Annotated in this window: 19 protein-coding genes; 9 read left to right on the forward strand and 10 right to left on the reverse strand. The window is 67.1% G+C overall.

Annotation, left to right across the window (positions count from 1 at the left end):
- The first annotated feature begins 10 nt into the window (after nt 1-10).
- The 5 genes from tauB to ABNQ40_RS33220 all read left to right on the forward strand — a co-directional run bounded on the left by tauB (nt 11) and on the right by ABNQ40_RS33220 (nt 4,704).
- Nucleotides 11-814: a taurine ABC transporter ATP-binding subunit gene (gene tauB, locus ABNQ40_RS33200; protein WP_109049854.1), complete on the forward strand. Its 804-nt coding sequence runs from the start codon at nt 11-13 to the stop codon at nt 812-814.
- Between the two features lie 71 nt (nt 815-885).
- Nucleotides 886-1,692: an ABC transporter permease subunit gene (locus ABNQ40_RS33205; protein WP_199235527.1), complete on the forward strand. Its 807-nt coding sequence runs from the start codon at nt 886-888 to the stop codon at nt 1,690-1,692.
- A gap of 26 nt (nt 1,693-1,718) precedes the next feature.
- Nucleotides 1,719-2,474, forward strand: coding sequence for a sulfite exporter TauE/SafE family protein (locus ABNQ40_RS33210; RefSeq protein WP_109049855.1), 756 nt, complete (start codon nt 1,719-1,721; stop codon nt 2,472-2,474).
- Between the two features lie 14 nt (nt 2,475-2,488).
- Entirely contained in the window at nt 2,489-3,262 is a 774-nt protein-coding gene (locus ABNQ40_RS33215) for an SDR family NAD(P)-dependent oxidoreductase (RefSeq protein WP_391349412.1), read from the forward strand.
- Between the two features lie 44 nt (nt 3,263-3,306).
- A complete protein-coding gene (locus tag ABNQ40_RS33220) occupies nt 3,307-4,704 on the forward strand; it encodes an aspartate aminotransferase family protein (RefSeq protein ID WP_109046693.1) in 1,398 nt (465 codons plus the stop codon).
- Between the two features lie 74 nt (nt 4,705-4,778).
- Here ABNQ40_RS33220 and ABNQ40_RS33225 read toward each other — a convergent pair whose 3' ends face one another.
- Nucleotides 4,779-5,699, reverse strand: a complete 921-nt coding sequence (locus ABNQ40_RS33225; RefSeq protein WP_109046694.1) for a LysR family transcriptional regulator — start codon at nt 5,697-5,699, stop codon at nt 4,779-4,781.
- Nucleotides 5,700-5,800: 101 nt separating this feature from the next.
- Here ABNQ40_RS33225 and speB point away from each other — a divergent pair, with 101 nt between their 5' ends.
- From speB to ABNQ40_RS33245, 4 genes are read left to right on the forward strand one after another with little or no spacing between them, the layout of a single operon-like run.
- Entirely contained in the window at nt 5,801-6,817 is a 1,017-nt protein-coding gene (speB, locus tag ABNQ40_RS33230) for an agmatinase (protein ID WP_109046695.1), read from the forward strand.
- Nucleotides 6,818-6,853: 36 nt separating this feature from the next.
- Nucleotides 6,854-7,861 carry an ABC transporter substrate-binding protein gene (locus tag ABNQ40_RS33235; protein WP_109046696.1) on the forward strand — a complete coding sequence of 336 codons (1,008 nt, stop codon included), beginning with the start codon at nt 6,854-6,856 and terminating at the stop codon, nt 7,859-7,861.
- Between the two features lie 17 nt (nt 7,862-7,878).
- Entirely contained in the window at nt 7,879-8,673 is a 795-nt protein-coding gene (locus tag ABNQ40_RS33240; protein WP_109046697.1) for an ABC transporter permease, read from the forward strand.
- Nucleotides 8,674-8,683: 10 nt separating this feature from the next.
- Nucleotides 8,684-9,463: an ABC transporter ATP-binding protein gene (locus tag ABNQ40_RS33245; RefSeq protein ID WP_109046698.1), complete on the forward strand. Its 780-nt coding sequence runs from the start codon at nt 8,684-8,686 to the stop codon at nt 9,461-9,463.
- An 81-nt stretch (nt 9,464-9,544) separates the two neighbouring features.
- Here the strand turns inward: ABNQ40_RS33245 and ABNQ40_RS33250 are convergent, their stop codons facing one another.
- The 9 genes from ABNQ40_RS33250 to ABNQ40_RS33290 all read right to left on the reverse strand — a co-directional run bounded on the left by ABNQ40_RS33250 (nt 9,545) and on the right by ABNQ40_RS33290 (nt 19,589).
- On the reverse strand, nt 9,545-11,410 hold the full coding sequence (locus ABNQ40_RS33250) for a methyl-accepting chemotaxis protein (RefSeq protein ID WP_158285478.1): 1,866 nt from the start codon (nt 11,408-11,410) through the stop codon (nt 9,545-9,547).
- A 46-nt stretch (nt 11,411-11,456) separates the two neighbouring features.
- Nucleotides 11,457-12,569: a chemotaxis response regulator protein-glutamate methylesterase gene (locus ABNQ40_RS33255; RefSeq protein ID WP_109046699.1), complete on the reverse strand. Its 1,113-nt coding sequence runs from the start codon at nt 12,567-12,569 to the stop codon at nt 11,457-11,459.
- 3 nt (nt 12,570-12,572) lie between these two features.
- Nucleotides 12,573-13,460: a protein-glutamate O-methyltransferase CheR gene (locus ABNQ40_RS33260; protein WP_109046700.1), complete on the reverse strand. Its 888-nt coding sequence runs from the start codon at nt 13,458-13,460 to the stop codon at nt 12,573-12,575.
- Nucleotides 13,457-13,975 carry a chemotaxis protein CheW gene (locus tag ABNQ40_RS33265; protein ID WP_109046718.1) on the reverse strand — a complete coding sequence of 173 codons (519 nt, stop codon included), beginning with the start codon at nt 13,973-13,975 and terminating at the stop codon, nt 13,457-13,459. Before ABNQ40_RS33265 ends, ABNQ40_RS33260 begins: the two co-directional genes overlap by 4 nt.
- 81 nt (nt 13,976-14,056) lie before the next feature.
- Nucleotides 14,057-16,285 (reverse strand): methyl-accepting chemotaxis protein, encoded by a 2,229-nt coding sequence (locus tag ABNQ40_RS33270; RefSeq protein ID WP_109046701.1) that lies wholly within the window; start codon nt 16,283-16,285, stop codon nt 14,057-14,059.
- 90 nt (nt 16,286-16,375) lie between these two features.
- The gene (locus tag ABNQ40_RS33275; protein WP_109046702.1) at nt 16,376-16,828 is read right to left on the reverse strand and encodes a chemotaxis protein CheW; all 453 of its coding nucleotides are present in this window, start codon (nt 16,826-16,828) and stop codon (nt 16,376-16,378) included.
- A 52-nt stretch (nt 16,829-16,880) separates the two neighbouring features.
- Nucleotides 16,881-18,896, reverse strand: coding sequence for a chemotaxis protein CheA (locus ABNQ40_RS33280; RefSeq protein ID WP_109046703.1), 2,016 nt, complete (start codon nt 18,894-18,896; stop codon nt 16,881-16,883).
- On the reverse strand, nt 18,893-19,261 hold the full coding sequence (locus tag ABNQ40_RS33285) for a response regulator (protein WP_109046704.1): 369 nt from the start codon (nt 19,259-19,261) through the stop codon (nt 18,893-18,895). The genes ABNQ40_RS33280 and ABNQ40_RS33285 overlap by 4 nt, the downstream gene beginning before the upstream one ends.
- A gap of 4 nt (nt 19,262-19,265) precedes the next feature.
- A complete protein-coding gene (locus tag ABNQ40_RS33290; RefSeq protein ID WP_109046705.1) occupies nt 19,266-19,589 on the reverse strand; it encodes an STAS domain-containing protein in 324 nt (107 codons plus the stop codon).
- Nucleotides 19,590-19,820 lie beyond the last annotated feature (231 nt).

Genomic DNA, 19,820 nt, shown 5'->3' on the forward strand with positions numbered 1-19,820 from the left:
GAGGCTCAGCATGCTCGAAGTCCGCAATGTCAGCGTCCAGTATGGCGGCGGGGAAAGCGCCACCGTCGCCTTGTCCTGGGTCGATCTGACCATCGAGCCGGGGGAATTCGTGGTGGCGCTCGGTGCGTCAGGCTGCGGCAAGACGACCCTGCTGTCCTGCATCGCCGGCTTCCTGCCGCCGACGGACGGGGAAATCCTGCTCGACGGCAAGCCGGTCACCGGGCCGGGGGCCGACCGCGGCGTGGTGTTCCAGCGCCACGCCCTGATGCCCTGGCTGAGCGTGGCCGACAATGTCGCCTTCGGCCTGAAGATGCAGGGCATGGGCAAGGCGGAACGCGGCCGGCGCGCCCGCAGCATGCTGGAGCTGGTCGGGCTGGCGTCCTTCGCCGACAAGCGGATCTACGAGCTGTCGGGCGGCATGCAGCAGCGCGTCGGCATCGCCCGTGCGCTGGCCGCCGACCCGCGCATGCTGCTGATGGACGAGCCGCTGGGCGCGCTCGACGCCTTCACCCGCGAACAGATCCAGGAGCTGATCCTGCGGGTGTGGGCGGAGACGCGGAAGATGGCCTTCTTCATCACCCACGAGGTGGAGGAGGCGATCTTCCTGGCGACCAAGCTGATCATCATGACCCCGCGCCCCGGCCGGATCGCCGAAACGATCCCGCTGGAGTTCAGCCGGCGTTTCCTGGCCGGGCAGGATGCCCGGTCGGTCAAATCCTCCCCCGATTTCATCGCGATGCGCGAGCGGGTGCTGGGCTTCATTCACGAGCGCAGCGACCACCGCAGCGACGCCGCCACAGGAGAGGCCGCATGAAACCCACCGCCACGGAGCAGGTCCGATCCGCCAAAAGCCCAGGGGCCGGGCTGACCGGCATCCCGGCCGGGATGGTCCCGTTGAACCGGCTGCGCCGCCGGATGCAGGGATTCCGGTCGCAGCCGGTGCTGATCAGCATGGCGGCCATCCTGGCAGCGCTGGCACTGTGGGCGGCGCTGACCGGCCAGGGCGTCGTCAAGCCGCTGTTCCTGCCGAAGATCGGGACGGTCTTCCAGGCCTTCCTCGATGCGGTGGACGGACGGATCGACGGCGCGCCGCTGACCGAACACATCGCCATGAGCCTGGTGCGTGTGGTCAGCGCCTTTGTGCTGGCGGCATTGATCGGCATCCCGGTGGGGCTGGCGACCGGGTTGAGTACGACCCTGCGCGCCGCACTCGACCCCTTCATCGAATTCTACCGGCCGCTGCCGCCGCTGGCCTATCTGCCGCTGGTCATCATCTGGTTCGGCATCGGCGAGACCTCGAAGATCCTGCTGATCTTCTTCGCCTGCTTCGCCCCGGTGGCGTTGGCCGCCCGGGCCGGCGTGTCGGCGGCGGCGGCCGATCAGGTCAACGCCGCCCGCGCGCTGGGCGCCAGCCGCTGGCAGGTGGTGGTGCATGTGGTGCTGCCGGCAGCATTGCCCGACATCCTGGTCGGCCTGCGGATCGGCATGGGGGTGGGCTGGACGACGCTGGTCGCCGCGGAGATGGTCGCCGCCTCCACCGGGATCGGACAGATGGTGCTGAACGCCTCCAACTTCCTGCGCACCGACATCGTGCTGATGGGGATCTTCGTCATCGGCGCCTTCGCCACCCTGTTCGAGTTCGGCATGCGCTGGCTGGAACGCCGTCTGGTGCCCTGGAAGGGCAAGGTTTGAGTCACTGAGGGAAGGTTGCGAAACCGATGTCCATGCTCCTCTTCGGGGGCGTGACCTTCCTCGCCGCCGCGTTTCGCGGGGTGACGGGGTTCGGATACGCCCTGATCGCGGCGCTGGGGCTGCTGTTCCTGCCCTCGCCCGCCGCCGGCATCCCCTTCATCCTGGTCAGCGATCTGCTGTTGACCTGTTTCCTGCTGCTGGACCGCGAACAGGGGGCGGTGGATTGGGCGGTGGCGCGGCTGATGCTGGCGATGGGGTTCGCCGGCGCGCTGTGCGGCAGCCTGATCGCCGCCAGCCTCGACGATGGCACCTCGCGGCTGCTGGTCGCGGTGACGGTCTTCGCGGCGGCCTGCGTCGCCCTGGTGCGGGAGCCGCCGCACTGGCTGCGGCACCGGACGGTCGGGGCCGGCATCGCCTTCGTCGTCGGCGTGCTGCTGGCGGCCTTCGCCGTCGGCGGACCGCTGATCGCGGCATGGCTGCTGGCCGGGGGGCGGGACCGGCGGACCATCAAGGGAACGCTGGCGGTGTTCTTCGGCGCGGTCGATGCGCTCAGCCTTGCCGGGCGCGCCATGGTCGGGGCCATCGACCCCGGCGTGGTCGGTCTGCTGGCGACCTTCATCGGTCCCACGCTTGCCGGATTCGCCGCCGGCCGGTTGCTGTCCGCCCGCCTCAGCCTCGACGGCTGGCGGCGGCTGGCCTCCGGGGGCCTGTTCGCCGTGGCGGTGGCCGGCCTGATCCAGACCGCTGTCACCCTGGGCCTGAACTTCACCACTCCGTCATGAGGAAGAATCACAGGATGTCGAATACCGCCCCGAAGACAGCAATCGTCACCGGCGCCACCTCCGGCTTCGGCGACGCCATCGCCCGGCGGCTGGTGGCGGAGGGCTGGCGGATCGTCGCCACCGGCCGGCGCCGGGACCGGCTGGACGCCCTGGTCGAGGCGCTGGGCGGGCCGGATGTCGTCCATCCGCTGTGCTTCGACATCCGCGACGAGGAGGCGACCAGCACCGCGCTGGCCACCCTGCCCGACGCCTTCGCCGACATCTCGGTCCTGGTCAACAATGCCGGGCTGGCGCTCGGCACCTGGGCGGCGCAGGACTGCGACCTGGAGCAGTGGCGCACGATGATCGACACCAACGTCACCGGGCTGGTGACGATCACCCGGCTGCTGCTCGACCGGCTGATCGCCCGGCGCGGGCTGATCGTCAACCTCGCCTCCATCGCCTCCAACTGGCCTTATCCCGGCGGTAACGTCTATGGCGGCACCAAGGCCTTCGTGAAGCAGTTCTCGCTCGGCCTGCGCAGCGACCTGTCGGCGCAGGGCGTGCGCGTGACCTCCATCGAGCCAGGCCTGTCGGAAAGCGAATTCACCCTGGTGCGCACCGGCGGCGACAAGGCGGCCTATGACGCGCTCTATGGCGGGGCCAACCCGCTCCAGCCCGAGGATATCGCCGAGACGGTGCGCTGGGTAGTCTCGCTGCCTCCGCGCGTCAACATCAACAGCGTGGAGATCATGCCGGTGAGCCAGTCCTGGGCACCGTTCAAGCTCCACCGCGAAACGCTTTCCTGATCCCGCCGTAACCGGCACCGCATCCGACCCCTAGGAGATGACCGATGGATGACGTCCTTCGGAACGACGCGTCACGCGTCAACGACATCCGGCACGTGATCGAAGCCGACCGCGCCCATGTCTGGCACCATCTGACCCAGCACAAGGGCTTCGAGACGACCGACCCGCGCATCTTCGTCGAAGGCAAGGGGATGCGGGTGTGGGACGCCGCCGGGCGCGAGTATCTCGACGCCGTGTCGGGCGGCGTGTGGACGGTCAATGTCGGCTATGGCCGGGCCAGCATCGCCGACGCGGTGCGCGACCAGCTGGTCAAGCTGAACTATTTCGCCAATTCGGCCGGGTCGATTGCCGGCGCCCGCTTCGCCGAAAAGCTGATCGGCAAGATGCCGGGGATGAGCCGGGTCTATTATTCGAACTCCGGTTCGGAAGCGAACGAGAAGGTGTTCAAGATGGTGCGCCAGATCGCGCACCGGCACCATGGCGGCCGCAAATCCAAGATCCTCTACCGCGAACGCGACTATCACGGCACCACGCTCGGCACGCTGGCGGCGGCGGGGCAGGCACAGCGCCGCGCCCAGTTCGGCCCCTTCCCCGAGGGCTTCGTCGAGGTGCCGCATTGCCTGGAATACCGCAGCCAGTACGGCGCGGTGGAGAACTACGGCGAGCTGGCCGCCGACGCCATCGAGGCGGTGATCCTGCGCGAGGGACCCGACACGGTCGGCGCGCTGTGCCTGGAGCCGATCACCGCCGGCGGCGGCGTCATCACTCCGCCCAAGGGCTATTGGGAGAAGGTGCAGGACATCTGCCGCCGTCACGAGGTGCTTCTGCACATCGACGAGGTGGTGTGCGGTCTCGGGCGCACCGGCACATGGTTCGGCTACCAGCATTACGGCGTGCAGCCGGATTTCGTCACCATGGCGAAGGGCGTGGCGTCCGGCTATGCCGCCATCTCCTGCACCGTGACGATCGAGCGGATCTTCGAGCTGTTCAAGGACGACCCCGCCGACCCGATGTCCTTCTTCCGCGACATCTCGACCTTCGGCGGCTGCATCGCCGGGCCGGCGGCGGCGCTGGAGAACATGCGGATCATCGAGGACGAACATCTCCTCGCCAACACCCAGGCGATGGGCGAACGGCTGATGTCCGGCCTGTGGGAGCTGTCGGAGCGCCACCGCGCCGTCGGCGACGTGCGCGGCAAGGGGCTGTTCTGTGGCGTCGAGCTGGTGCAGGACCGGACGACGAAGGAACCGGCGGAGGAAAGGCTGGTGCAGGCGGTGGTCGCCGACTGCATGGCGAACGGCGTCATCATCGGCGCGACAAACCGCTCGCTTCCCGGCCTGAACAACACGCTGTGCCTCAGCCCGGCGTTGATCGCCACCGCCGATGACATCGACCGCATCGTCGCGGCCATCGACGGCGCGTTGTCGCGCGTCTTCGGCTGAAGGACAGCAATTTCCCAATCCCGAGTTGCCGCCGGGTTGCCGGTGCCCCGCTGAATGCGGGGCACGCGCCCGACCTACCGCGGTTTGCGGGCGTGGACCTCCAACAGGCATTCGCGAAAGGCCCTCGCCACCCGCGACAGCACGCTTTGCGGAAGATGGGCGAGGCAAAGCGGGATTTTGAAGCTCAGCAAATCGGGCCGCAATGCCCGCATTTCGCCGCGTTCGACATAGCGCTGCGCGAAATGCCGCGGCAGAAAGCTGACGAACCGGCCACTCAGAATCAGATGCGCCTGACCTTCCATGTTGTAGGCCGTCGCACTGGGCGCATGTTTGAAAAGCGTGTTGTAAGCGGTCGCCACGGCATAGCCGCGGCGCGCATAAGCCTGCTCTGCGATCAGCTCCAGCGACAGCCGCCCCGTGTCCGTCTCGAACAGCGGATGACGCGCGCCGCAGAACAGATTCTGTTCTTCATGGAACAGCTGCTGCAATTGGACCGCACCGTTCATCGGCTGGTTGGGGACGATGGCGATCTCCATCTGCCGGCTGAGCAGTTCGGTTTCGATCTGGTTGGGCGAGATGACCGTCAAGGTCAGATGAACGTTCGGCACCCGTTCGTTGAATATGGCAATCGCCCGGTCGAACGCGCAATTCGGGTTCTCGACGACCGCGTCGACAATCCCGATCCGCAGTTCCCCGACCAGGCTGCCGCGCATGGCCCCGACTTCGGTGCGGAAATTGTCCATGGCCGCGAAGAACTTGATGGTCTCCGTATAGATCTTCTGCCCATGTTCGGTCAGCGCGAATCCTGAACGGCCGCGCCGGCAAAGCGTAAGCCCAAGCCGCGTTTCGAGCGCCGCCATCTGCGCGCTGATGGTGGAGCGTGAAATGCCGAGTTCACCCTGTGCCTGGGTGAACCCCCTGCTCTCCACGACAGTTCGGAAAATGCGGAGCTGACGCAGATCCACGTCGCTGAGCGGCGGCAGAGTGGGCTGCATGATAGGTTGGCATCGTCGGACGTTTAGATTTGAAATCTGATATTATTGGACGTTTCATCCTATGGCAACGTTGCGGTCACCGATCCCCTGCGGAGACCGCGATGCCCTTGAAATCCGACGGCGAAAAGCCCCTGCCGGGCGCCACGCCGACTTCCTTCCAGCCGGTGTCGGCGTTCGACCTGCCGCGTTATGCCGGGCTGCCCAGCTTCATGCGGCTGCCCTATCTTGGGCTCAACGATCCCGCCACCGCGGAGGTGGACATCGCCATCGTCGGCGTGCCCTGGGATGGCGGCACCACCAACCGTCCCGGCACCCGCCATGGTCCCCGCCAGCTGCGCGACCTCTCGACCATGATCCGGCCGGTCCATCCCGTCACCGGCATGAACCCGTTCAGCCTGCGCAACGTCGCCGATCTCGGCGATTCACCGGTCAATCCGGCCGATGTCGCCGACGCGCTCGACCGCATCGCCGGCTTCTTCGGCACGCTCAAGAGCCGCGGGATCGCACCGCTCAGCGCCGGCGGCGACCATCTGGTCTCCTACCCCATCCTGAAGGCGCTGGCGGCGGACGGACCGCTCGGGATGATCCATTTCGACGCGCACACCGACCTGTTCGACAATTACTTCGGCGGCTTCAAATACACCCACGGCACGCCGTTCCGCCGCGCCATCGAGGACGGCTATCTCGATCCCCGCCGCGTCGTGCAGATCGGCATCCGCGGGACGATGTATGATGGCGCCGACGTCGTCTGGGGTCTGGAACGGGGGGTGCGGATCATCCGCATCGAAGAGGTCGAGGATCGCGGCATCGCCGCCGTGATGGAGGAGGCACGCGCCATCGTCGGCGACGGTCCCACCTATGCCAGCTTCGACATCGACTGCATCGACCCGGCCTTCGCGCCCGGCACCGGCACGCCGGAGATCGGCGGCCTGACCACGCGCGAGGCGCAGCGCATGGTGCGCCTGCTGTCCGGCCTCAACCTGATCGGCGCCGATCTGGTGGAGGTCTCGCCGCCCTTCGATCCGTCGGGCGGCACCGCCTGGGTCGGCATCTCGATGATGTACGAGCTGCTCTGCGTGCTCGCCGCCTCCCCCCTCACGCTCCGCCGCCGGACCTGACCCGCAGCAATGCCCTTCAGAAAGAGAGACCGAAGCATGAAGCAGTTCCTTTCGCGACTTCGCGGCCCGGCGCTCGCCCTTCTCGCGGCGTTCGGCGGTCTTGCCGCCCCCGCCGTCGTCGTCGGCCTCGCCTCCAGCGCAACGGCGGCCGAGCTGACCGTCGCCCATTCGACCTGGGTCGGCTACGGCCCGCTCTACATCGCCAAGGAGAAGGGGTTCTTCAAGGACGAGGGGCTCGACGTCAGGCTGGTGCTGATGGAGGACGTCAAGACCCGCATGCCGGCGCTGACCGCCGGCCGCATCGACGTGGCGGTGACGACGGTCGACGCGGTGCTCGGCTTCACCTCGGCCGACCGTCCGCTCACCTACCTGTTCGCCGTCGACGACAGCCGCGGCGGCGACGGCATCGTCGCCAACAAGGCGATCAAGGACATCGCCGGGCTGAAGGGCAGGAAGGTCGCCTTCACCGAAGGCTCGGTCTCGCAGTTCTTTCTCAGCGTGCTGCTGAAGGACGCCGGGCTGAGCGTCAAGGACGTCGAGGCGCTGAACATGACGGCCGGCGACGCCGGTGCCGCCTTCGTCGCCGGCAAGGTCGACGCCGCCGTGACCTGGGAGCCCTGGCTCAGCCGCGGCAAGGCCACGTCGCATGGCGCGCTGCTGGTCGACAGCTCGGCCAAGCCCGGCCTGATCACCGACGTGATGGTGACGACCAAGGCCAAGCTGGAGGCGCGCCGGCCGGAGATGGTCGCGCTCTACCGCGCCTGGAGCAAGGCGGTCGACTGGCAGAAGGCCCATGCCGCAGAAGCCGACGCCATCATGGCGAAGGGCGTGGGCGGCTGGCTGGAGGATCCGGCGGTCTTTGCCGAAACCCGCGCCGGCATCGCCTTCTACGATTCCGCCATGAATGCCGCCTTCATGGATCCGGCCAAACCCGATGGCATTGCCGCCACCATCGCCAACGCCAGGACGCTGGGCGAGGCGGCCGGCCTGTTCAAGCTCGACACCGATCCGGCCGCCATGATCGCCGCTGGCATCGTCAAGTAACCCACGGAGCAGGCACCATGTCGACCCGTTCCCTGTTCGCACCGAAAGTCGATATCCCGCGCAGCGCCACCCTGGCGCTCGGCACAGGCTCTGTCGCCGTCCTGATCGGTTTCTGGTGCCTGCTCACCTATGGAGGCTTCACACCTCCCGACTTCCTGGCCGCGCCCGACAGGGTGCTGGCGGCCGGGATCAAGCGGATCGGCGACCTGTCGCTGTTCCGCCACATCGGGTCGAGCCTGACCGTCATCCTGTCGGGCTTCCTGCTGGCCTCCATCCCGGCGGTGCCGCTCGGCATCCTGATGGGCAGCTTCCGGGCCGTGCAGGCGGCGATAGAACCGATCACCGGCTTCATGCGCTACATCCCGGTGTCGGCGCTGATCCCGCTGCTGATCCTGTGGATCGGCATCGGCATCGAACAGAAGATCATGGTGATCTTCCTCGGCACCTTCTTCCAGCAGTTGATCCTGATTTCCGACGTGTCGGCCCGCGTGTCGAAGGATCTGATCGACTGTGCCTACACGCTGGGCGCCAGCCGCCGGCAGGTGGTGCAGCGCATCCTGTTCCCGGCCTGCATGCCCGGCGTGCTGGACAATCTGCGCGTCACCATGGGCTGGGCCTGGACCTATCTGGTGGTGGCGGAGCTGGTCGCCGCCGACAGCGGGCTGGGCTACATGATCCTCAACGCCATGCGCGGCCTGTTCACCGACGTGATCCTGCTGGGCGTCTTCACCATCGGCGTCCTCGGGCTGATCACCGATTTCCTTTTCAAACTGCTGCGCCAGCGCCTGCTGTCCTGGTCCGCCGATCTGTAAGGAGCATCCCATGAGCCTGCTCGCGCTCGATCACATCACCGTCCGCTTCCAGCCCAAGGGCAAGCCGGAGGTGACGGCCCTCGACGATGTTTCGCTGCGGGTCGCCCACGACACCTTCGCGGTGATCGTCGGTCCGTCCGGATGCGGCAAGTCCACCCTGCTCCGTCTCGTCGCCGGACTGGAGACGCCGACTTCCGGCAACATGACGCTGGACGGCCAGCCGATTGCCGGCCCGTCGGCCGACCGCGGCATGGTGTTCCAGAGCTACACCCTCTTCCCCTGGCTGAGCGTGCGCGAGAATGTGATGTTCGGCCCGAAGCTGAAGGGGCTGCCGAAGGCGGAGTGCGAAGACATCGCCGACGACCTGATCCGCGCGGTCGGGCTTTCCGGGTTCGAGCGGTCCTTTCCAAAGGAGCTGTCGGGCGGCATGCGCCAGCGCGTGGCCCTGGCGCGGGCGCTCGCCAACGATCCGCGCATCCTGCTGATGGACGAGCCGTTCGGGGCGCTCGACAGCCAAACCCGGCAGCTGATGCAGGAATTGCTTCTCGAAGTCTGGCAGGCGCGGCGCAAGACGGTCCTGTTCATCACCCACGATATCGACGAGGCGATCATCCTTGGCGATACCGTGCATGTGATGACCGCGCGGCCGGGGCGCATCAAACGATCCATGTCCATCGATATTCCACGTCCCCGCAACCTCGATGCCCTGACCTCCACGGAATTCATGCAGTTCAAAAGGGAGATTCTGCACCTGATGCACGACGAGGCGGTGCTCGCCGCCCGAACCTGACGCGGTGGAAAGCAGACTTGCAGTTCCACGATGCCGCCGGGCGTTCCGACAGGCCGGTGTGCGGCAACTAAGGGCAGTTTCTCAAAGAAAGAACTCGTCGATCTCGCCGCCCTGCTCCTGGCCGGTTTGCCGCTGGCCGATTTGCTCCCGGCCGCCTTGCAGGCCGCCGAAAAGGTCGGAATGGATGTTTCTCTCCCGTTCCGCGGTGTAGAGCGACGCGAAGAGCCGGTTCAGGTCGTCGGAAATTCCCGGGGCATGGATGTCCCCCCGTCCGGCATAGGGCTGCATCCGGTCGACGAAGCGCTGGGTGAATCCTCCGAGCCGAAGCTCCATGCCCAATCGGCCGACCGTGCCGGTCAGCACCTTGGAGGCCTCCGCGCAATCGCCGGTCATGGTCGACAGGGAACGCATCTGATCGGCGTGCAGCCGCTTCAGGCAGTCCATGGAGCCGGTCATGGCATCCACCAGTTCCATCGCCACCCGATGGTTGGTGCCCGACCGCCGGTCCAGACCGTTCGCCCGGTCGGTGGCCGCATGGATCGCCTCGGTGATCGCCTTCGACATGTCCTCGGTCCGGCGGCTGCACGCGCGCAGTTCCTGCGCAACCACGCCCAACGCCCGCCCCGCATCGCCAAGCCGCGCGCATTTCAGCGTCGTGTTCAGCCCCATCAGCCGCATGTCGGTGTCGATTGAGCGGATGGCGAGAACGTCCCGTCCCATGGCGACGAACCCGCCCGAGACTTCGCCCACCTGCCTGCGGATGATGTCGTCGGAGCGGCGATAGTGATGCAGCAGCTCCAGCGCCCGGTCGACATCGCCCGCGACATCGTGCAGGACGGACCGCCCTGCGGGCCTGCCGGCGGCCGGGATGTCACCGCCCGCCCCGAACAGCTCACGGGCTTCCTGCGCGATGCTGTCCGCATCACGGGCAAGCGCTTCCAGATTGTCCTTCAGCGACGCCACCTGACTGCTGAAATCGGCGCACGCCTCGACGCACTGGCGGATTTCGAGGGTGCAGATCGCCGCCGACAGATCCTGCCTGTGTCCCAGCTCCAGCTCGGCGAGCCATCGCAGATCCCGTGCCAGGGCCGAGGCCGGGGGTGGGTCCGCCAGCAGGGCCAGCACATCCATGGCCACGCCGATGTGGGCCAGCCGCTGGCAGGTGAAGTCGCCGACCTGAAGATCGCTGATGCAGCGGGCGATGCGCCGGCCGATCTCCTCGACACGGCCGGCGAAGCGCTGTGAAGCAGCCTGCGCGGTGTGGCGGTATGCCGTCAAGCGGTCCAGGCTTGCCTGCAGACGGCTGCCGACATCGTCCAGCCGGGTGCGGTTGTCGCGCTCAAACGCACCGGCGCCGTCCTTTGCCGCGGACATGGTCGTGCGCAGATCGGCGAGACGCCCGATCGCCTGCGTCGTCGCCGCCTCGGCCAGACGGTGGAGCCGGTCGATTTCCCGGTTGAACACACTGAAATCGTCGCTGCCGGTGCGGATCTGGACCGACTGGACCTTCGCGTTGATCGCCAGGGCGGTGATCTCGCCGATGATCTTCGCCAGGGTGGCGAGCAGGGCGGCCATATCGGCCCCCGTCCCATCGAGATCGGTCAGATCGGTCAGCGTTTGCCGGAGATTGCCCGCCAGACCGTCGGTCACGCTGCGGACGGTGCCCAGCCGCCTGCAAGCCTCGGCGCCATCCTCGCTGTCGATCAGCATGGACAAGGCGCTGAAGCGGCCGCCGATTGCCGTCATCCGCTCCAGCGTTTGCGACAGCGTTTCGCCGACCGTCAGGAAGGTCGTCTCGATGGGCGCCGATGCGGCGCGCAGTTCGGCGCTCAGCGAGCGGATCAATCCCGTGTCCGGGCCGGACTGATCCGAGCTGGTGGGCTGGGGAGCCGCCGGGAAGGCGCCGCCCGGACCGCCGATGGCCGCTGCGTCAACGGTGCTGTACATGCCGGAAGCCTTTTCCAAACGGATGCGTCAGGGGAAACGGATGACGTCACGAGCGGTCATGGCGCAGGATCTCGCGCGGGATCGACGAAAGTCCCACCACCTTGTCCACCCCGCCCCGCGCGATCGCCTCCTTCGGCATGCCGAAGACGACGCAGCTCTCCTCGTCCTGGGCGACGGTGAAGGCGCCGGCCTGCTGCATCTCGCGCATCCCGGTGGCGCCGTCGTCCCCCATTCCCGTCATGATGACGCCGACGGCATTGCCGCCGGCGCAATGGGCGGCCGACCGGAACAGCACATCGACCGACGGCCGGTGCCGCGACACCAGCGGCCCCTCCTTCACCGCCACCAGATACCGGGCGCCGCTGCGTTGCAGCAGCATATGGCGGTTGCCCGGCGCGATCAGCACCTGCCCGCGCAGCACCGTGTCGCCGTCGCGCGCCTCGCGCACCGTCATCTCGCACAGGCTGTCGAGCCGGCGGGCGAAGGCGGCGGTGAAGCTCTCCGGCATATGCTGGACGATGACGATGCCGGGACTGTCGGCGGGCAGCGCCTCCAGCACCTCGCGCAGGGCCTCGGTGCCGCCGGTGGACGCGCCGATGCAGATGACGCGCTCGGTGGTGCGCGCCATCGCCCCGCCGCTGGGGGCCGGCATCATCACGTCGGCGCTCAGCTTCGGTTCCGGGACGCGGGTGCGGCCCAAGGGTGTGGCGAGGGAAGTGGCGGCGGTGGAAACTGTGCGGGCGGAAGGGCGCGGGCGGGCGCGGGCCGCCGCCTTCACCGTGTCGCAGATGCGGACCTGGGCGTCGAGCAGGCTCTGGCGGGTGTCGATCCGCGGCTTCAGGATGACATCGACGGCTCCGGCCTCCAGCGCCTGCATCAGCGTCTCGCTGCCGTCCTCGACCAGCGAGGAGCACATCACCACCGGAATCGGGTGCTGGCTCATCAGCTTGCGCAGGAAGGTGATGCCGTCCATGCGCGGCATCTCGACGTCGAGCGTGATGACGTCCGGCGCCTCCTCCGCGATGCGGCGGACAGCGGCATAGGGATCGGCGGCCGTCCCCATCACCTCGATCTGCGGATCGGACGACAGGATGCCGGCCAGGGTCTGGCGGACGGTCGCGGAATCGTCGACGATCAGCACGCGGATCTTCTGGCCCATCGTTCAGCTCCGGACGAAAATGGCGGAACCCACCTGTTTCACGGGCAGGTCCATGTTGGCGATGGTCTCGCTGTGGCCGACGAACAGGTAGCCGCCGGGCCGGAGATGGCCGCACAGCTTCTCCAGCACCCTCTGCTGCGTCTTCTTGTCGAAATAGATCAGGATGTTGCGGAAGAAGACGACATCCATGTCCGTCGGCATCGGATAGACCGGATCCATCACGTTGAGATGGCCGAAGCGGACCGACTGACGGACCGGCGGCACCAGCCGGACCGTGGGATTGTCGTCGTCGCGCGATCGCATCAGATAGCGTGACGCGAAAGGGGTGGGCACCATCTTTGCCATGTCGAGCGGGTAGACGCCGGTCTTCGCGGCGGCCAGCGCCTCCGTGCAGATATCGGTGCCGACGATCTCATGGCGGATCGGCGTTCCGGTGCTGGCACGGTCGAGCAGCAGCATCGCCACCGTGTAGGGCTCCGCCCCGGTCGAACAGGCAGCGCTCCAGATCTTGAGCGGGCGGTCCTGGCCGGGCCGGTGGGGGAGACGGGACAGGGCCGGAATGGCGGTGCCCATCAAATAGCGGAAATGCTCGATCTCGCGGAAGAAGTCGGTCTTGTTGGTGGTGACGGCATCGATCAGGTCGACCATCTCGCCGTCCAGCCCGCCTTCGTCCAGCACATGGCGGCAATAGGCGCTCATGTCCGGCAGGCCGAGCGCCCGCAGCCGGCGGCGCAGCCGGCCTTCCACCATGGTCCGCTTGCTGGGCGGCATCCGGATGCCGGCATGGCGTTCGATGATGACGGCGAGCCGGGCGAAGTCGCGCTCCGACAGGATGTCGGAGGACGGACGCCGCGGTCCTTCGTCTGGCTGCGGATCGTCGGGATCGATCATGACACCCCGTCCGCCATCAGCCCCGCCATACCATCGGCCATGTCCAGCAGAGCCACGTCGTCCTCGGCGAACAGCCGGGCGATGTCGAAGACGATGACGAAATTGCCGTTGGAGCGGCCGATGGCCTGGATGCAGTCCGAACGCCAGCGCCCGCCGACCTGGGGCGGCGTCTCCAGCCCGCGCTCGTCAAGCGAGGTGACCTCGAACACCCGGTCGGCGATGACGCCGACGGTGATCGACTGCCCCCGCTGCGGCACGTCGAGTACGACGATCCGGGTGTTGGCGGTGGGGTGTGCCGCCGGCAGGCCCAGCTTGACCCGCAGATCGACGGTGGGCACCCCCTGCCCCCGCACGTCGATCATGCCGACCAGGAAGGACGGCGCGTGCGGCAGGCGGGTGATCGGCTGGAGATCGAGGATCTCGCGCACGATGGCGACCTCTATGGCGAACACTTCGCGATCGATGCCGATCGTCACATATTGCGCCGGTTCGCGGGGCGCGGTCGCGCTGGTCATCTGCGGCTTCCGGTTCGGGGGACGGAACGGCGGGATGGCGCTGCTGGGCACCATCCCCTTGCATGGGAAACGGCCCAGCGATCAGAACGCGGTGTAGCGGGCATCGAGCGCGTCGGGGCCGCTGCCGCCCTCCAGCGCGATCTTCACGCCGCGGTCCTTGCCGTTCAGCTTCGCCGCCGGCTTGTGCGTCAGGGTGACCGCCGTCACCGGACGGCGGGCGGCCGGAGCCGTGGGCTGAGCCTGCGCCGGCCGGGCCTGAGCGGCCACGGAGACCGGGCTGCGGGCGGCGGAGCGGACGGCGGCCTTCTCCTCCACCGTGAAGTAGGAGATGGTGTCCTGAAGCTGCGTCGCCATCGACGACAGCTCCTCCGAGGTCGCGGCCATCTGTTCCGACGCGCTGGAGTTCTGCTGCGTCACCTTGTCGAGCTGCTGGATCGCCTGGTTGATCTGCTCGGCGCCGATGTCCTGCTCGCGGCAGGCGGCGCTGATCTCCTCGACCAGTTCGGCGGTCTTGCGGATGTCGGGCACCAGCCGGCCCAGCATCTGCCCGGCCTCCTGGGCGATCTTGGTCGATTCCGCCGACAGGGAACTGATCTCCGCTGCCGCGCCCTGGCTGCGCTCGGCCAGCTTGCGCACCTCCGAGGCGACCACGGCGAAGCCGCGGCCATGCTCGCCGGCCCGCGCCGCCTCCACCGCGGCGTTCAGCGCCAACAGGTCGGTCTGGCGGGCGATCTCCTGCACGATGCTGATCTTCTCGGCGATGGTCTGCATCGCCTGCACCGCCTTGTTGACCGCCTCGCCCGACGCCTGGGCGTCCTTGGACGACTGGCGGGCGATCTTCTCCGTCTGGGTGGCGTTCTCGGCGTTCTGCTTGATGTTGGCGGCCATCTCCTCCATCGAGGCCGAGGCCTGCTCGGCGGCGGACGCCTGCTCGGTCGAGCCCTGCGACAGCTGCTCCGAGCTGGCCGACAGCTCCTGGCTGCCCGCGGCCACATTGTCGGAGGCGGACAGCGCGTCGGTCACCACACCGCGCAGCTTCTCCAGCATGGTTTCCAGCGCCAGACCCAGCGTGTCCTTGTCGGATTGCGGGCGGGCCTGGACGGTCAGGTTGCCGCGGGAAATCTCGTCGGCGACCTCGGCGGTCGCCCGCAGGTTGGCGGTCATGCTGTTGAGCGCCGTGATCAGATCCTTGATCTCGTCGTCGGTCGACACCTCCACCTTCTGGCCGAGATCGCCGATGGCGACGGCATCGGCCAGACCGACCGCCTTGCCGAGGCCGCGGGCGATGGAAATGGCGATGTAGGCGCCGGCGGCGATGGCGATCAGCAAGGCGAGCGCGACGGCGCCGATGGTGACCGCGCGGATCTGGGAGTAGGTGGCCTCCGCCGCCTGCCTGTCCGTCGCCATGCCCTTCTCGGCATCGGCGACCAACTCGTTGGCGGCCTGTACCAGCTTGGTGGCGACGGTGCGCACCTCACCGACGGAGAGCGCCAGGGCCTTGTTCTCGGTGTTCTTCAAAGACAGGGCGAGAACTTCGTTGGTGATGCGTTCATAACCCCGAAAACGTTCGATGAAGGTGTTGAAGGCGCGGATGTCTTCATCGGCCGTCAGGCGGCTGCGGATGTTGTCCTGCTGCTGGGAAAGGCTTTTCAACAGGTCGGGCAGCGGTTTCAGCATGGCGGCCGTGCCCGCATCGTCGGACACGAGCAGCGAGTTCCTGATGATGATACGCGCATTGGCCCAGTCCGTCGTCATGTGCCGGATCATGTGGGCGATGGCCGTCTGTTCGGCAGTCGCCTGAGATCCGGTTTCCACACGGTCGAGCAAAGGCCGCAAGCTTTCCTGCGCCGAGACGACCGAGTCGTTGCCGGGACCGATCAACAGATCGGCACCCTTTGAGTTGGAATGGACACGACCGATGGAGCGAACCTTGTCCTGAGCTGTGTTGAACTCCGTCATCAGGGTTTCGATCTGGGCCAGCTTGCGCACGGCCTCCGGATCGGCGACGCGCCGGTACTGCTCCAGAATGCCCTTGAACTCCTCACGGCGGGCCAGGATTCCCTTGTCGAAGCGGTCCATGTCCTCGTCGCTGCTCGACAGCAGGAAGTTCTTCTCCTCCCGCTGGATCAGGTAGACCGTGGCCGGCATCTGGCGGGCGATGTTGATCCGCTGAGACGATACGCTGACGAGTTCCTCGATCTTCTGGTTCAGGTCCGACAGCCCGTTCAGGGCGATGCCGGCGGTGGCGGCGGACAGCAGGATGACCGTGCCGAATGCCGCGACGATTTTCGCTTTGATGGAGATGCGCATGGTCGCTCCTTGCTCCCCGGGCATGAACCGCTCCCGGTCGATGGGGCGGTGCCGGTTCGTCTGGTTTCCGTTGACCGGGTTTCGGTCGAGTCAGTGGGTCGTGAAGATCCGGACGATGTCGGGGATGACGATGAAGTCGTCGCCGCGCTTGCCGATCCCCTTGATCAGATCGGGATTCCAGCGCATGCCGATGTCGGGCGTGTCCTCGATCGAGGCGCCGGCGATGCTGGTCACCTCATGGACCTTGTCGGCCAGCAGCCCGACCACCGTCGGCTCGTCGTCCAGCAGGATTTCGACGACGACGATGCGGGTGTCGATGGTCGGCGGCGTGCGCTCCATGCCGAAGCGGATGCGCAGGTCGGCCAGCGGCACCACCTTGCCCCGCACGTTGATCAGGTGGCCGACCAGCGGTGGCGCGCCCGGAACCTCGGTCTGGGGAACGATGTCCAGGATCTCGTGGACCGCATTGGCGTCGATGGCGAAGATCTCGCCGCCCAACCCCAGGGTCAGCGCTTCGAAGGTCTCTGTCCCGGTGACGGCCATGCCGGCCTCCCTGTGACGTCTGTCGGTGGAATCGGTGCGCTTTGAGGTCTGCTCAGCAGGCTTCGCGCCGCAGCTCCTGCGTCTGGCCGGCGGCCACGATCTGCCCGATGTCGAGGATCAGCGCCACCGAGCCATCGCCGAGGATGGTGGCGCCGGAGAAGTTGGCGACGTCGGCATGCAGCTTGGACATCGACTTGATGACGGTCTGGTGGTCGCCCAGGACCTGATCGACCACCAGACCGATGCGCTTGTCGCCGGAGGAGATGATGACGATCTTCTGGTAGGGATCGGGGGGATGACGCACGGCGAAGCTGTCGCGCAGACGCAGGAACGGCACCAGCGCACCACGGATGTTCAGGAAGCTGCGGTTGGCATGGCGGCGTTCGACATCGGCCGGCAGCTCGACGCATTCCTCCACCGCGAACAGCGGGATGACGTAGCGCCCCTGCCCGACCCGGACCAGCAGCCCGTCGATGATCGCCAGCGTCAGCGGCAGGCCCAGCGTGATCTCGGTGCCGCCGCCCGGCAGACTGGACACCTCGATGGTGCCGCGCAGCCCATCGATCGTGCGTTTGACCACGTCCATGCCGATGCCGCGGCCCGATACGCTGGTCAAGGTCCGCGCCGTCGAGAAGCCGGGATGGAAGATCAACTGGAACAGCTCGGCGTCCGACAGCTTGGCGCCGGGCGGGATCAGCTCCTGCTCCTCGGCCTTGGCGCGGATGCGGTCGCGGTCCAGCCCGCGCCCGTCGTCGCGGATGGTCATCAGCACGCGGGTTCCGGCATGGCGGGCCGACAGATGGATGCGGCCCTGCGGCGCCTTGCCCGCCGCCACGCGCTCCGCCGCCGGTTCCAGACCGTGATCCAGGCTGTTGCGGATGATGTGGACGAGCGGGTCGTTCAGCCGCTCGATCATCGTCTTGTCCAGCTCGGTCTCCTCGCCGGACATCGTCAGCGCCACGTCCTTGCCCAGTTCCTGCGAGAGGTCGCGGACCAGCCGGCGGAAGCGGCCGAACAGCGATTCCACCGGCACCATGCGGATGCCCATGGTGATGTCGCGCAGGCCGTTGGACAGCCGTTCGATCTCCTCGGTCACCGACTTGATCTGGAGATCGACGCTGTCGGAGATCAGCTGCTTCAGGCGGGCGTGCGCAATCACCAGCTCGCCGACCTGATCCATCAGATCGTCGAGCCGCTCCGCCGGCACGCGGATCGAGTTGGCCGCCGGCTGAGCCCTGCCCTTCTCGGGCGCCCCGTCCGCCTTCGGCAGGGCCGGCTCCTTCGGCGGGACAGGCCCGGCCGCCATCGCCGGCACCGGCACCGGCACTGTCATCGCCACCGGCACCGGTTCCTGCTCGCCCCCAAGCTCCGGCAGCGCCGACACCGGTTCGATGGTCAGTTCGGTCTCGTCGATGACGAAGATGAACACGTCTTCGATGGTCGAGCGCGGATGTGCGGTGGTGAGGATCAGCTCCCAGCCGATGTGGCAGCGGGTCGGTTCCAGCTCGCCCAGCGGCGGAACGTCGTCGGTCAGGGCGACGATCTCCGCCTCACCCAGCCCGCGCAGTTCATCGAGCAGTAGCAGCGGGTTGGTTCCACGCTCCAGCGCGTCGGGAGCGAGCCGGAAACGGACACGCCAGGTCGCCCGGCTTTCCTCGTCGTCGCGCTCCCGGTCAAGGGGAACGGACATCGCGGCACTGCCGCTCAGGTCCGCCAGCCGGGCCAGGATGCCCTCGGCTACGGCAGGGTCGGCACTGGCGGGGTCCTCGATCAGGATGCGGATATGGTCCTTGGCGGCAAGGGCGATGCCGATCATCGCCGTCGTGGCGGCCAGTTCGCCCTTGCGCATCCGGTCGAAGGCGCTTTCCAGATGATGGGTGAAGCTCGCCGCAGCCTCGAACCCGAACATAGAGCCGGAGCCCTTGATCGTGTGCAGGGCACGGAACGCGGTGTCGAGCGGCTCGCGGTCGGTGGGGTTCTGTTCCAGATGGAGCAGTGCGGATTCCAGATCGGCCAGAAGCTCCGCCGCCTCTTCGCGGAAGACCTGGCCCGGGTCGCCGCCAGTCATGTGCCGACGATCTTTCGCACGACGCTCAGCAGCTGGTCCTGCTGGAACGGCTTGACGATCCAGGCGGTGGCGCCGGCCGCCTTGGCTTCGGCCTTCTTGCCGGCGTCGGATTCGGTGGTCAGGAAGACCATCGGGATGCCGCGATAGGCCGGCAGCGTCCGCAATTCGCGGATCAGCGTCAGGCCATCCATATTCGGCATGTTCAGATCGGTCAGCACCAGATTGAAGCTGCCAGACTTCGCCTTGACCAGAGCGTCACGCCCATCCGCGGCCTCCACCACCTGATAACCGGCGGAGGACAGGGTCAACTTGACCATCTGGCGCATGCTGGCGGAATCGTCGACGGCTAGTATGGTCTTCGCCATGATATCAGGGCACTCCAATCCAGAATTCATCCGCCTTGCGCGTCGGTCCGGACAGACCGATGAAGCCGCCCCGTTCGAGCGCATCGCGCATCGATGCGGAGATCGGCTGCTTGAGATGCAGGCCGACGCCCCGCCCGGCTGCGCTGATGCGCGCCGCCAGCAGAAGTTGAATGAAGCAGATCGATGTCTCTCCAACCTTGCTGCAATCGACATCGACCCGGCCAGCCGAACTCAGCGAATCCCGAAGCCGGTCGCGAACGTCCTCGACTTCGATGAGCGTCATCGGGCCGACGCAGTCCACAACAACGCTTCCACTGAGATCAGCCATTCGTCTTCACCGCATTCGCCGCGCCATCGCAGTCGCCACGTCACCGCAAGGCACATGTTGAAATTTTATATCTTGTTGGTCTGCGTAATTGAAATTCGGGATATCCCCAACCCCGGTTTCATCGCAACTTAATGGCAGCGAAAGATGATATGGCGTCTATATTAGATTCTTCATTGGAACCGAGCCGATTGTGACGGGCAGCGGATCATTTTGCGCCAATGGCCGACTCCT

Origin of the sequence: Azospirillum sp. A23 (genome assembly GCF_042938965.1) — a bacterium.
GTDB classification, from domain to species: Bacteria; Pseudomonadota; Alphaproteobacteria; order Azospirillales; family Azospirillaceae; genus Azospirillum; species Azospirillum melinis.

Coding starts and splice junctions, on each gene's coding strand:
- tauB (WP_109049854.1), top strand. CDS start 11: ATGCTCGAAGTCCGCAATGTCAGCGTCCAGTATGGCGGCGGGGAAAGC.
- ABNQ40_RS33205 (WP_199235527.1), top strand. CDS start 886: ATGGTCCCGTTGAACCGGCTGCGCCGCCGGATGCAGGGATTCCGGTCG.
- ABNQ40_RS33210 (WP_109049855.1), top strand. CDS start 1,719: ATGTCCATGCTCCTCTTCGGGGGCGTGACCTTCCTCGCCGCCGCGTTT.
- ABNQ40_RS33215 (WP_391349412.1), top strand. CDS start 2,489: ATGTCGAATACCGCCCCGAAGACAGCAATCGTCACCGGCGCCACCTCC.
- ABNQ40_RS33220 (WP_109046693.1), top strand. CDS start 3,307: ATGGATGACGTCCTTCGGAACGACGCGTCACGCGTCAACGACATCCGG.
- ABNQ40_RS33225 (WP_109046694.1), bottom strand. CDS start 5,699: ATGCAGCCCACTCTGCCGCCGCTCAGCGACGTGGATCTGCGTCAGCTC.
- speB (WP_109046695.1), top strand. CDS start 5,801: ATGCCCTTGAAATCCGACGGCGAAAAGCCCCTGCCGGGCGCCACGCCG.
- ABNQ40_RS33235 (WP_109046696.1), top strand. CDS start 6,854: ATGAAGCAGTTCCTTTCGCGACTTCGCGGCCCGGCGCTCGCCCTTCTC.
- ABNQ40_RS33240 (WP_109046697.1), top strand. CDS start 7,879: ATGTCGACCCGTTCCCTGTTCGCACCGAAAGTCGATATCCCGCGCAGC.
- ABNQ40_RS33245 (WP_109046698.1), top strand. CDS start 8,684: ATGAGCCTGCTCGCGCTCGATCACATCACCGTCCGCTTCCAGCCCAAG.
- ABNQ40_RS33250 (WP_158285478.1), bottom strand. CDS start 11,410: ATGTACAGCACCGTTGACGCAGCGGCCATCGGCGGTCCGGGCGGCGCC.
- ABNQ40_RS33255 (WP_109046699.1), bottom strand. CDS start 12,569: ATGGGCCAGAAGATCCGCGTGCTGATCGTCGACGATTCCGCGACCGTC.
- ABNQ40_RS33260 (WP_109046700.1), bottom strand. CDS start 13,460: ATGATCGATCCCGACGATCCGCAGCCAGACGAAGGACCGCGGCGTCCG.
- ABNQ40_RS33265 (WP_109046718.1), bottom strand. CDS start 13,975: ATGACCAGCGCGACCGCGCCCCGCGAACCGGCGCAATATGTGACGATC.
- ABNQ40_RS33270 (WP_109046701.1), bottom strand. CDS start 16,285: ATGCGCATCTCCATCAAAGCGAAAATCGTCGCGGCATTCGGCACGGTC.
- ABNQ40_RS33275 (WP_109046702.1), bottom strand. CDS start 16,828: ATGGCCGTCACCGGGACAGAGACCTTCGAAGCGCTGACCCTGGGGTTG.
- ABNQ40_RS33280 (WP_109046703.1), bottom strand. CDS start 18,896: ATGACTGGCGGCGACCCGGGCCAGGTCTTCCGCGAAGAGGCGGCGGAG.
- ABNQ40_RS33285 (WP_109046704.1), bottom strand. CDS start 19,261: ATGGCGAAGACCATACTAGCCGTCGACGATTCCGCCAGCATGCGCCAG.
- ABNQ40_RS33290 (WP_109046705.1), bottom strand. CDS start 19,589: ATGGCTGATCTCAGTGGAAGCGTTGTTGTGGACTGCGTCGGCCCGATG.